Below are 12,268 nucleotides of genomic sequence, written 5' to 3' on the forward strand. Positions count from 1 at the left end.
GGCGATTTGGGGTTGATGCTGATGCTATCAGTTCAGGAAGCAGAAAAGCTTATTTTTGATGCGGTTCAGGTGATTCAGGATGTGGAGGTCGTGAAATTAGAGGACGGTGGCGATAGCTTTGCTGTACGGATACGCGATCGCATTCTGGCAGCGTCGATCAGCAGTCAGCTCGACTTTCCCCACTGGGACAACTCCGCAATGGATGGCTATGCTGTGCGATTCGAGGATGTGAAAACGCCTGTAACGCTCGACATCATTGAAGAAATTCCGGCAGGCTCTCCCCCTCAAAAAACGATTCAATCGGGACAAGCTGCAAGAATTCTCACTGGATCGATGCTTCCTCAAGGGGCAGATACGATCGTTATGCAAGAAAATACAACTCGACAAGGCGATCGAGTTTCGATTTTGATGCCACCCCGCGATCGCGGGGCTTTCGTTCGCTATCAAGGAACATATTGCAAAGCGGGAGATCCATTACTGTCGCCTGGACTGGTTCTCAAAGCACCTGAAATCGCGATTCTTGCTGCGGCTCAATGTCTTGAGGTTCCGGTATTTCGCCGTCCCCGTGTGGCAATTCTTTCGACGGGGAGCGAATTAGTTTCGCCGAATCAACCGCTGCAACCTGGGCAAATTGTTGACTCGAATCAATACGGATTAGAAGCGCTGGTGGCTGAACTGGGCGCGCAAGTGATTTCGCTTGGGATTGTGCAAGACGATCCCAAAGTCTTAGAAGATGCGATCGCTCATGCAATCGAGTCGGCTGATGTCGTGATCTCTTCAGGCGGGGTTTCTGTGGGAGATTACGATTATGTCGATCGCATTTTAGAAAAATTGGGTGCAACAATTCAGGTCAGAGCGATCGCAATCAAGCCGGGTAAACCGCTGACTTTTGCAACATTTCCGAATGCGGCTCTCTACTTTGGACTTCCGGGTAATCCGGCTTCCGCATTCGTCACGTTTTGGCGATTTGCAAAACCTGCAATTCAAAAATTATCAGGATTAGCGCAGGGATGGGAGCCGAAATTTCTCACGGCAACGACAACTCATGATTTGAAATCCGATGGTAAGCGAGAACTGTATTTGTGGGGATCTGTATCGATCGAACAAGGTGGATTTCAATTCACACCTGCTGGAGGCAGCCGATTATCCGGGAATCTGATTCATTTAGCAGGAACGAATGCGCTAGGTGTGATGGCAATTGGGGAAACTGCGATCAATGCTGGCGAAGCGGTCAAATTTCTTTTGATTTGAACATCTGATTTGATTACCAAACAGCAAAGAAGCCGGAGTTTTACTAAAACCCCGACTTCTGACTCTGCAAAATATGGAATTATTGCGGTTTTCTTCTAGAACGTAGAAACTCAGGAATATCTAAACCACCACTTCCAGGCTTTTGGGGTTCAGCCGCAGGCTGTACAGGATTCGGGCTGACCGCAGGCGCACTAATCGATCGCGGTTTTGCGGGAGCCGCTGCCCCTTTACCCACAGCTTGAGGCTGTGCTTCTTGCGTAAATCCGGTGGCAATCACGGTAATTCTCACTTCGCCTTGTAAGCGATCGTCGATCACCGCTCCAAAAATAATGTTCGCATTCGGATCAACTGCTTCATAAATAATGTCGGCAGCTGCGCTTACTTCATGCAAGGTCAAGTCAGAACCGCCTGTAATGTTGAAGACGACTCCTCTTGCACCATCGATCGACGCTTCTAACAGCGGTGAAGAAATCGCCGCCACTGCTGCTTCTCTCGCTCTCGATTTGCCAGATCCGATCCCGATGCCCATCAAAGCTGATCCTGCATCTGCCATCACGGCGCGCACATCTGCAAAGTCAACGTTGACCAAGCCAGGGATCGTAATGATGTCGGAAATGCCTTGAACCCCTTGCCGCAAAATATCATCCGCAGTTCGGAATGCTTCTTGTACAGGCGTTTGCTCGGAAATTACTGTCAATAGCTTGTCGTTTGGAATGATAATCAGCGTATCGACTCGGCTTGCAAGCGCTGAAACCCCGTCTTCTGCTTGCCCGGTTCGGCGACGACCTTCAAACGTAAACGGACGAGTCACGACTCCAACGGTCAAAGCTCCTAATTCTTTTGCAACTTCAGCCACGATCGGCGCTGCCCCTGTACCTGTACCGCCGCCCATGCCTGCAGTGATAAAGACGAGATCCGCATTTTCTAAAGCTGCTGCAATCTCATCACGGGATTCTTCGGCTGCTTTTTGACCGATCGCAGGATTACCCCCTGCACCTAAGCCACGGGTCAACTTTTGACCCACTTGCAACCGTTTCAAGGCGGTCGATTGAGCAAGAGCTTGAGCATCGGTATTAATTGACCAGAATTCAACGCCTGAGACATTGCTGGCAATCATTCGATTGACCGCGTTACTGCCACCGCCACCAACGCCAATTACCTTAATCTTTGCAACACTTCCTGGCACGATATCCCCACTCCTTCCATCTTCAGGAACCGCCTTTAAACCGGCATTATTTTGGGCATGGTACAGACCCGAATTAAAAGGATTCGAGCTATCTGGACTCGAAAAATTATTCGGCTGACCTTCCACATTCGAGCTTACGTAGCCTTGCTCTTGCGGGTGATTCAGCGTCATTGGGTTGGAATTCGACTCATTATGATTAAGCGTCATTGGGATTACAAGCGGTGGAGATGAACAGAGAGAAGTCTAAAAAACGACTGAACTCGATTAGCACATTAGCTTAGCAGGACTCGCGGCAACTGGAATGGAAATTTTTCCACACTTTTTGCTCTATGGAGTACTTAATTTTACCGGAGTTTTCGTCGCATTCATTTGCACAGTGGGAGAATTCGGGTTTCTTAGGTCGATCGACAGAATTTGACCCGAACTGACGCGGTTGGGCAGTCGCCGCATCTGATCCAATACTTTTAACTGCGTCGGAAATTTAGAGCCATAGACACCAAACTGTACCGCACCCAGTTCTGTTTTGAGAATTAAATTTGTCGGATCTTCCCAGTTTGCTTCAAGCACTTTTACAGGACTCTGGCGCAGAGTGCGATAAAACTCTGCCCAGTCTGATCGATATTGCTCTGGATCACCCACGATTTTCAGAGGTGGAAGTTGCAGATTGGGATTTAAGGCTTTGTAATTGTCTTGCGAAATCCATATGCCTGTTTCGTCTAACAATCCGGGCTGAGCGGTTTTGGAAATCGTTTGGGCGATCGGAATACGCTCTTGCACTCGGACGGTCAAACTCGGTGGCATCAATTGTCGATCGACAGTCGCTTCAGCGATGGGAGCTTTTTCTTTTAAAGCATCTGAAATCGCTTGTGGCTGAACCTTTAAGAGCGATTGCGGGTAGGCGATCGGTAACAGATTACGAATTGTCTGCTCAGAGATAAATCGATTGCCTTTGATTGTAACCTGCTCTGGTTTGCGAATCACCCATTCTGGTAAAGTTGCAACCCAAACTGCGCCAATGGCAAGCGATGCGATCGCAATATTGCGCCAACTGGTTTGAAAAAATCGAGTCCGACGTTGACGACGCAAGGTTTTGCGACGCTGGGAAAGTTCGATGCGAGACACGGGGGCGATGCTTGTCATGGAGTGCGTGAGGCAACAAGAGCGGACTGAAACTGAATGAAGCCATTCTGACAGGACTGGGGATGGAACTCAAGGTTTAAATGGTCAAACCTGGTGTCCTTTCCGGTCTTGGGTTTCAGAGGTTTACTTTAATCGATTTCCTTGAAAGTGCAAGGTTTTTTAGTGAAGAGAGTGGGGAGTGGGGAGTAGGGAGTGGGGACTGGGTTAGCTTGGGGTTTCTTGTAGTAGGGTGGCGACTCTTTCTCCGAAATCTGGATCGACGTTGGCGAGGCTTAAAAGTTGCAAATACTCTTGACGGGTTAGTCCGGCTTTTTCAATGATGGCGATCGCGTCGGCTTCGATGTCTTGCTGGATTCTGACGGATTCTGAATCGGTTTCTGCGGCTTGTAGTTCTCCTTCTCGGCGCTCAATTAAGGCAACGACTTGCAGACACGCTTGCACGAACTGATTTAACTTCTCGGATGGGATCGTATCTGCATTGATCCCCGGACTGGCAACTGCATCGGATACGATCGAGATTTCCGCAGGATCTGGGTCTGCCCAAAGTGCGCTAGGGTTAGCTAGAACGCAGAAACATACGACTGCGATCGCTAACATCACTCTAATTATTCGGATCATTTTTGAGATGTCAGATTTGAAAGACGAACTAAAAGACGCGATCGATGAAGCTCAATGGGAATGGTTGATCCCGCACGCCGATCGCGATGCTGTCATTATTGTCTCGAAATCGCTCGATTTGGTAGAAGTCGGCTACGCGATCGCCAATGATCAAGCGAGTTCTGTCAATCAATGGATTCAAGATAGCTTGCTCTACAAGCCGTCGATCGAGCAAAAAATCGTTTGGGATAGCGATCAAACGAAACGATTCAAAGCCCTTATTCTTCAGCCTTATGTTCTGGTTCAGGAACTAGCTGCTTAATCTCTGTAGGAAGTTCAAACTTCGGCATCGAAAACCCTGCTCCGGTTTTTCCAGTTGCAACCCATAACACGGCTCGCCCCCCGTCTCGAACTGCTTTACTCATCGGTTCTTCTGTCTGAGTAGACGGGATCGAGATGGGCTGAATATTGATCCCACGGCTGCCTAACACGATTTCTCCAATCACCTGTGCTCGTCGCATATGGTAATCGGATGTAATCAGATAGACACTGCGAACATTTTGTTGGCGTAAACGATCGACGACCGACGTGAAGTTCGTGACCGTATCGACCGCTTGATAATCTAAATTTAAACGCTCTAAATCAACTCCCGCTTTGCGAAAAACGCGTTCCGCATAATCGCGAGGCGCACCAGATGAAATCCAAACTGGTAAATCGGGATGCGATTTCGCAAATTGGGCACTAAAAAGCTCTCGATCCTCTGAGCCACCTAGCACCAGAATTGCGTCGGGCTTCTCAAAGTGTAATCTCAGCGATCGCACTCCCATCCACAGAAAAAAAGGTGTAAGCAGGAGCAACAAAGGAAACGAGCGCTTTCGTCTTCGAGCGGACTGATGAAATTGATTCGGCGAAACGGCTCTCAAGCGCACGATGCCACCCCTACGGATTGAAAAAACTCAAGCTTAACCTATCAGAGAGTTTGGCTTTTCTCAAGCGATTACTGACCGCGCGGACGTTCTTGAGCAGCTTGTTCGGACTGAGCTTGAGCGATCGCGGCTTGAATCCGAGGCAACGCAAAGAATTTCTGCGTATCTGCTAATAACTTTTCACCCCAAAGATTATCCTTGAGAAATTTCATCTCGCCGTATCTTGCATCGGTTTTCAGCGCGGCTTCAGCTAAGGTCGTTGCTTCGGTTTGATTGCCTTTGCGGAAAAGCGCAACTGCGATCGCTAATTGCGGCTCGGTGGTCGTTTTGGGATCTAGCGCGACCGATTGCCGCCACAGCTTGATTGCCTCGTCGATTTTGCCTTCTTCGTACCGAATCAAACCAATATTGTTGATCGCTGGCCAAAACTGCTTCTCTTGTGCGATCGCTTTTTCGTAACTCGCGATCGCCTCTCGATTTTTCTTCAACATCAGATAGGCATTGCCCATATCGAAGTAAGCCCCTGGCACATTCGGCTTAAGTTTCAGCCCTGCCTGAATATGCTTGATCGACTCTTCGTATTGCTGCTTCTGAAAATATGCAGTTCCCAACGCAAACGGGATCGCGGCATTGCGGGGATCAAGCGCTGCCGCCTGATTCAAAGCGGGGATCGCTTGCTCTGCTTGGTTTGTCTCTAAATACAATCCACCCAAAACCGCCCAAGCTTCGGGTCGCTTCGGAGCCAATTGAACTGCTAATCTCGCTCGTGCTAGCGCCAGTTGATTCTGATTGAACTGCGCCAACTGCGACGCTTCCTGAACTAAGCCAAGACCTTGCTGTTCAAGTTTTTCAAAATCAACTTGAGGAGCATGGGGGATCAGAGCTTGAGCGAAAGCGGGTTGGGCTGTCCACAACCCTAAGATCAAGCAGGCTGAGAAGAGAGAGACACGTTTGGGCACAACAAAGCCTTTGAAAAACGACGAGAGATGAAACTTTCCGTTAGCTTAATCGATCTTACTGAGTTTGGGACGCTGGAATCGAGAAAGAAGTTCGTTTTCAAGGGGCTAGCGCTCAGGGAATATCGGCGCGATTATTAAATTTGAACTCTACATCTTGAACTTTTCCGAAAGTAAGGGTAAATTACACGCTACATCTAGCGTCACTAAATTCTCCATCGTTTGAGGAATCCTTTCATGGTTCAATCGATTACCCTTCCTAAAATGAATGATTCAATTTCTATGGTTCCTGAGATTGATCCGCTCAACGATGGCAAAAGCCGGATTGCGCTCTTGTCACATATGGGCAGCGATCTCGATGTGGTCAATGATGCGAGAGCGAGTTTTGACAAACTCTCAACCGAACTCGATGAAAAAGATATCAAACTGATTCGCTACTTGATTCAGCATCATCACACGTCTCCTTTCCGAGGCGTTGTGTTCAAATTCAAAGTCAAAGCCCCGCTGTTTGTTGCGCGCCAATGGTGGAAGCATGTGATCGCAAGTAGCCATAACGATGAGCAAGTCGGCTGGAATGAAAAGAGTTTTCGCTATGTCGCGATCGAGGATTCTGAAGATTTCTACATTCCGCAATCGTTTCGCCAACAGTCAAAGAGCAACCGCCAAGCGACCTTTGGCGAAATTCCTGAAGATAATAACGAAAAGGCGTTGGCAATCTATCAGGCACAATGCGAAGCCAGCTACAAAGCTTACAAAGACCTGCTTGAGCTAGGAGTCGGACGGGAACAGGCAAGAGGTGTATTGGTTCCAAGCGTTTATACGTCTTGGGTTTGGACAGCTTCTTTGCAAACCGTCTTGCACTTTATTGGATTACGCAAAGGCGAAGGTGCACAGCAAGAAATCCATGCTTATGCCAGTGCGATCGAGCAGTTAATCCAGCCGATCGTTCCGCAAACGATCGCAGCTTGGGAGGAATTAAATCGATCGTTTTAACGGGTTTTTGGGATTGAAAAAGAACTTCTAAGCTGGAATTCCTAGCTTGAAGTTCTTTTTTCTTTGAGAAATCGACGGAAATCGCTTCGATCGCGCAGTAAGATTTTATGGACTCTTTTTAAAATCACTCAGATCAAAGAGGGACGTGCAGGAAGGCGGAACATGAACATCATCGAATTATTTCAGAAAGGCGGCGTGACGATGCTCCCGCTGTTTGTTCTTTCAATCTTGTCCCTAGGAGCCATTATTGAGCGATCGTGGTTTTGGTTTAACGTCCTCAATAAAGAGAAAGAAGTTGCGGGAAGAATTCTCGAAACCTCCCGGCGAGATTGGGAATCTGCAGTTGAAATTGCACGTCAATCTTATGATCAACCGATCGGACGGTTCTTATATGCCCCGATGCGGCTGAAAAATCCAGATCCTGAACTCTTCCGTCTCGCCCTAGAATCCTCTGCGGATGAAGAAATCGCCTCTATGCGTCGTGGCGACAAAATTTTAGAAGCCGTGATCGCGCTTTCTCCGTTGCTGGGTCTACTTGGGACAGTTATCGGTCTAATTTTGTCACTGCGATCGATCCGGATTGGGGATATTGGAACCGCTTCAACGGCTGGCGTAACAACTGGGATTGGTGAAGCGCTCATCAGTACTGCAACCGGGCTAGTTGTCGCAATTTTTAGCCTTGCGTTCTATCGCATTTTTCAGGGTCTTATTTTCAACCAAGCAAAGATTTTCCGCCGGACAGGCAACGATTTAGAATTGCTGTACCGTCAGAAATGGCAGATTACTCACGATCAAGCTTTGCCTCCCAACGATTTATAGACCCTTCTTGTCAGCGTTATGAAAATCAATCTTGACTCTCCCGCCGATGAAGCTCAGATCCAGATCATTCCGCTGATCGACGTGATCTTTTGTATTTTGACGTTCTTTATCCTTGCTGCATTGCAATTAACTCGTCAGCAAGGCATCGGATTAGAACTTCCGAAAGCTGAGACGAGCAGTGTTTTGATGAGTGAAATGTTGATCATTGGCATCGATTCTAATGGTCAAACCTATCTGTCGAATCAAGGGCAGAGACAACTCATCGATCGCACTCAACTCTTTCAACTCGTGCAGTCTTATCACCAACAACAGCCCGAAGGTCTACTGGTTCTCGAAGCCTCTCAAACGGCTTTTTATAACGATGTGATTCAAGTCTTAGATGTGATGCGCTCAGTCGCGGCCGATCGTGTTGCCCTCTCCACTGCACCTAACAATCAGCCTGGACAACAGCCGCAACCGGGTTCTTCTCCTTTCCCGGGTTCTTCTCCCCAACTGACCCCTGCTCCCCAACTGATTCCAAATCCAACAGATTCTCTTCCTACCTCTCCCGGTACAAATCCGACGCTGACTCCTGGAGCACCTGTACAACCTGCACCCGGAAATACGATTCCTCAGCCGACCGTTCCCGGAAGTTCCTTATCCCCAAATAGTACTGCTCCTCAAACTGCTCCAGGGACTGTCGCGCCTCAAACGCCCTAATCAATCCTGAGTGAGAATCTTGGCTTGTGCTTCAGCACTGCGCTAAAATCAGCTTCTCGTCATTCTGGCTTAGATATGTCTGATACGCTCAACGCCGAACAGCATCGCCTCAAGATGCAGCGCCGCAAGGAAGTTCAAGACCAGCGCATAGCAGATCGCACGCGTGAAAAAGGACTGATTATCGTCAACACAGGCAACGGCAAAGGTAAAACAACAGCGGCTTTGGGCATGGTTTTACGATCGCTGGGGCATGGCTATAAAGTCGCGATCATACAATTCATCAAAGGAGCCTGGGAACCTGCTGAAAAAGCAGCCTTTGCACCTTGGGGCGATCAAATCGAATTTCACGCAATGGGAGAAGGGTTTACTTGGGAAACTCAAGATCGCGATCGTGATATTCTCCACGCGACAGCCGCTTGGGAAAAAGCACGTTCATTTATCCAAAACCCTGAGTTTCGCTTAGTTCTACTTGATGAAGTGAATATCGCTCTCAAGCTTGGCTATCTAGAAGTTGAAACAGTCCTCGCAGGATTAGATCAAAAGCCAGAAGATTCCCATGTCATTTTGACCGGACGAGGTGCTCCAAATGCGTTGCTCGATCGAGCGGATCTCGTCACTGAAATGGCTCTCGTAAAACATCCCTTCCGAGAACAAGGGATTAAAGCACAGCCCGGCATCGAATTCTAAATTGCAATTTACTGCACTTAGACTCGCACCGCAGATTGGTTGAAAGACTGCGATGCGATTTTTTATGAAAATCCGTCAGTATTTATTCTGTAGCTATTCCGGTTCTATATGTATAAATTCTTCTAAGCAATTGTTTTGCTCTGTTGAGTTCGGCTGAGTTGATCGCGTCCATATCAAAAGCTTCTGCCTTTCCCAAACCAGGGAACACTATAGCAGAAGTCAGTAACAATTCAGCCTAAAACCAACCCACTATGTCTTCTCCACAACTGATTCAAAATCCTCTGATTCCTTCGGCACTGGACGGTTCTCTCAGCCCTGGCAACAGAACAGATACCTTTCAGATTGATCTACGTTCTTTTAGCAGCAGTTCGGCTCGCCTCTCCCTAACCAACCTGTCTGATGATGTCAATCTCAAAGTGCTCCGAAACAGCACGGTTCTTGCATCTTCTGAAAACACTGGCAAGCTGTCCGAGTCGATTCTGCTGGGTTCCCAGCAAAATCTCCTTGCGCCTGATCTTTATACGATCGAAGTCACCTTGGCTGAAGGAACGAGCAACGCGACCTACACCCTGAATGTTCTTGCCAAAGCTGAAGCAGACCTCAGTAACATCTGGTGGCGCAATTCTGCTGCTGCCCAAGCCGCAATTTGGCGTATGAACGGCATCAATATTGCTGGCACAGAGCTTTACAGTCAGCTTCCAGCAGAATGGGAAATCCAAGGCGTTGAAGACTTGGATGGGGATGGAGAAGATGATTTGCTTTGGCGCAACATGAAATCTGGTGATGTTGCGTACTGGTTGTTTAAGGATGGGCAACGCGTTTCGACGGGAATCTCTTTTGGTGCGCCGATTCCCCTAGATTGGAAAATTGTTGCTGTAAAAGATCTAGATGGTGACCTCAATGCGGATTTGGTTTGGCATAATCCTCAAGCTGGACTGATTGGGCTATGGACGCTCAAAGCTGGGGCATTAATCAGCTCGAGTACGATTAATGTGGGTGCAAGTTGGCAGCCTCTTGCACCTGCTTATCTGGATGCGGACACCAAAGCTGACTTTGTTCTGCGCAATTCAGTGGGAGGGCAGATTGCGTTCTGGAAGCTGAATGGAACTGTGATTGAAGAAGGCACGATCGTCAACACAGGCCCGACTTGGATTCCTCAGTTCTATGGGGATTTCAACGGAGATCTGCAGGACGATATTCTACTGCGCGACACGAACAGTGGCGCGATCGCGTTCTGGCAAATGGATGGTGTCACCATCAAAAATTCTTGGCTGACCGGTGCGATCAGCCAGGAATGGCAAATTGAATCGATTGGCAATTTTGATGGAACTGCCAACGGAGGCAATGCAGATCTGCTCTGGCGCAATCGTCGAACCGGCGAAATGGGCATCTGGTTGTTTAACTCACAAGGGACTGGGTTTACCAAGCAAGCAGGAATTACCTTAAATAGTGCTGCCTACAACAAAGGTGCAGACTGGACGATCGCAGGCGTGGGCGATTTTAACAACGATGGCAAAGCAGACATTCTTTATCGCAATGAGCAGCAAGGACTTGTCGAAGTGCTGCTGATGGATGGAACCACTATCACTGACATCCAATCCTATAGTGGAATTGGTGTGGGTTGGAAAGTGCGGGGAATTATGGAGCGCAATGTCTCCTCGGAACCATTCGACATTAGCGATCGCACTTCAGTCGGTGGATTTGCCAGTGCGCTTGCTTTTGATATGGGAACGCTTGAAGGGCGCGGCACGTACAAAAATGATGTGAGATCGGGCTTTGATGACTACTTCAAATTCACAACCCCTGTGAAATCGAATATTCGATTGGAGTTGTTCGACAGTCCGTCCGTACAGTTTGCACTCTTCCCGATTCTGTCAGACGGCTCCTTAGGATCTGCACTGACCTATAGCAAAGACATGGCGCTTGAGCTTGGTTCCTATGCGGTTCGCGTGTTCACGACCACAGGTACACCAACCAATTACGAATTGAGAGTGTTTGGGCAACCCGAGTCTACTGATATCGCGACCGCAGGCTTGACGACAACGGTGACCACAGTCAATCTCAATCCGTCTGGACAAAACCAAACGCCGAACGTGATTACCGCAACGTTCAAGGTGAAGAACAATAGCTCAACGGCAATCAGCGACATTGAAGTGGGCTTTGTCATCTCGCGTGATGGTGTGATTGATCTGGATACGGGCACAACGGATACTCGTCTGGAATTTTTGGGTTCAACGGCTCCAGATAAGACAATTCTCAAGATCGCAACTCCGTTAGACCCAGGCGAAGAACGAGAATTTCAGGATATTCAACTGCTGCTGCCGAATACTGACGCTTCTTTCTGGTTTGTGGACGGTGAATATACGATCGGTTTAGTTGTCGATCCAAACAATCGTCTGACCGAGGATGATGAAACCAATAACTTCAATGGTGCTTTGGGAACCGATCGAGTGACACTTGAGATTCTTGACACAGACACAATTGCTATCGTCGGTTCACAAATGACTCTGATCTCAAATCCATCGACCTTCGCACCCGATGGAATTGTGACAGTAGAATTCACACTCCAAAATCAGGGCAACCGATCATCCCCCAACGGTGTCGGTATCCCAATCCAGTTTCTCTTGTCAACTGATACTGTAATTACTCAACAGGGTGCAGAGGGTGGCGATCGCACTGCAATGGTGGTAGAGGATTCAGATCTGTTCTCCTCCTACATAGTGAGCCGTCCTCTCGATCCGAATAATCCGGTTCCGGTGCCTGCTTTGGGTGGCAAGAATGGTGCGGGTGGAGTCTCGAATACTTTCACCTTTATGGTTGACCTGAAACTGCCGTCCGCAGACTGGAGTGGATGGACTGATGGATCGACGACCTTCTACCTTGCGTCTTGGATTGATCCGCTGAACAACAGCGTTCCATTAGACGATCCTCTCGACAACAAACTCAATCCTGAAACGGCGGAAGACACCCTAGGTAAGAACTACCTCAAGTTCACGCTCTCCTAGTCTGCGCAA

At 48.3% G+C, this 12,268-nt stretch carries 12 protein-coding genes; 7 read left to right on the forward strand and 5 right to left on the reverse strand.

Annotated features, from left to right (window positions below; genetic code table 11):
* Positions 1-21: 21 nt before the first annotated feature.
* Entirely contained in the window at positions 22-1,251 is a 1,230-nt protein-coding gene (locus J0L70_RS05195) for a molybdopterin molybdotransferase MoeA (RefSeq protein ID WP_353736610.1), read from the forward strand.
* Between the two features lie 79 nt (positions 1,252-1,330).
* On the opposite strand, the gene ftsZ is transcribed toward J0L70_RS05195, so the two are convergent.
* The 3 genes from ftsZ to J0L70_RS05210 all read right to left on the reverse strand — a co-directional run bounded on the left by ftsZ (position 1,331) and on the right by J0L70_RS05210 (position 4,195).
* Positions 1,331-2,644 (reverse strand): cell division protein FtsZ, encoded by a 1,314-nt coding sequence (gene ftsZ, locus J0L70_RS05200; protein ID WP_239741313.1) that lies wholly within the window; start codon positions 2,642-2,644, stop codon positions 1,331-1,333.
* A gap of 120 nt (positions 2,645-2,764) precedes the next feature.
* Entirely contained in the window at positions 2,765-3,577 is an 813-nt protein-coding gene (locus J0L70_RS05205) for a cell division protein FtsQ/DivIB (RefSeq protein ID WP_190648272.1), read from the reverse strand.
* A 204-nt stretch (positions 3,578-3,781) separates the two neighbouring features.
* Positions 3,782-4,195: a DUF4168 domain-containing protein gene (locus tag J0L70_RS05210; RefSeq protein WP_242044256.1), complete on the reverse strand. Its 414-nt coding sequence runs from the start codon at positions 4,193-4,195 to the stop codon at positions 3,782-3,784.
* Between the two features lie 7 nt (positions 4,196-4,202).
* Here J0L70_RS05210 and J0L70_RS05215 point away from each other — a divergent pair, with 7 nt between their 5' ends.
* Positions 4,203-4,496: a DUF2288 domain-containing protein gene (locus tag J0L70_RS05215; protein WP_017287540.1), complete on the forward strand. Its 294-nt coding sequence runs from the start codon at positions 4,203-4,205 to the stop codon at positions 4,494-4,496.
* Here the strand turns inward: J0L70_RS05215 and J0L70_RS05220 are convergent.
* Both J0L70_RS05220 and J0L70_RS05225 read right to left on the reverse strand, forming a co-directional pair.
* Positions 4,453-5,034 (reverse strand): YdcF family protein, encoded by a 582-nt coding sequence (locus J0L70_RS05220; RefSeq protein ID WP_239741311.1) that lies wholly within the window; start codon positions 5,032-5,034, stop codon positions 4,453-4,455. The genes J0L70_RS05215 and J0L70_RS05220 overlap by 44 nt on opposite strands.
* A 137-nt stretch (positions 5,035-5,171) precedes the next feature.
* Positions 5,172-6,059 carry a tetratricopeptide repeat protein gene (locus J0L70_RS05225; protein ID WP_017287538.1) on the reverse strand — a complete coding sequence of 296 codons (888 nt, stop codon included), beginning with the start codon at positions 6,057-6,059 and terminating at the stop codon, positions 5,172-5,174.
* A 234-nt stretch (positions 6,060-6,293) separates the two neighbouring features.
* Between J0L70_RS05225 and thyX the strand changes: the two genes are divergently transcribed.
* From thyX to J0L70_RS05250, 5 genes are all read left to right on the forward strand, one after another.
* Positions 6,294-7,049 (forward strand): FAD-dependent thymidylate synthase, encoded by a 756-nt coding sequence (gene thyX, locus J0L70_RS05230; RefSeq protein ID WP_287453373.1) that lies wholly within the window; start codon positions 6,294-6,296, stop codon positions 7,047-7,049.
* A gap of 162 nt (positions 7,050-7,211) precedes the next feature.
* On the forward strand, positions 7,212-7,868 hold the full coding sequence (locus tag J0L70_RS05235) for a MotA/TolQ/ExbB proton channel family protein (protein WP_017287536.1): 657 nt from the start codon (positions 7,212-7,214) through the stop codon (positions 7,866-7,868).
* Positions 7,869-7,886: 18 nt separating this feature from the next.
* Positions 7,887-8,567 carry an ExbD/TolR family protein gene (locus J0L70_RS05240; protein ID WP_268184039.1) on the forward strand — a complete coding sequence of 227 codons (681 nt, stop codon included), beginning with the start codon at positions 7,887-7,889 and terminating at the stop codon, positions 8,565-8,567.
* A gap of 75 nt (positions 8,568-8,642) precedes the next feature.
* Positions 8,643-9,254 carry a cob(I)yrinic acid a,c-diamide adenosyltransferase gene (gene cobO / locus J0L70_RS05245; RefSeq protein WP_287453375.1) on the forward strand — a complete coding sequence of 204 codons (612 nt, stop codon included), beginning with the start codon at positions 8,643-8,645 and terminating at the stop codon, positions 9,252-9,254.
* Positions 9,255-9,505: 251 nt separating this feature from the next.
* Entirely contained in the window at positions 9,506-12,259 is a 2,754-nt protein-coding gene (locus J0L70_RS05250; protein ID WP_287453376.1) for a CARDB domain-containing protein, read from the forward strand.
* Positions 12,260-12,268: the final 9 nt, after the last annotated feature.

This window comes from Leptolyngbya sp. UWPOB_LEPTO1 (assembly GCF_017302695.1).
Classification (GTDB): Bacteria; Cyanobacteriota; Cyanobacteriia; order Leptolyngbyales; family Leptolyngbyaceae; genus Leptolyngbya; species Leptolyngbya boryana.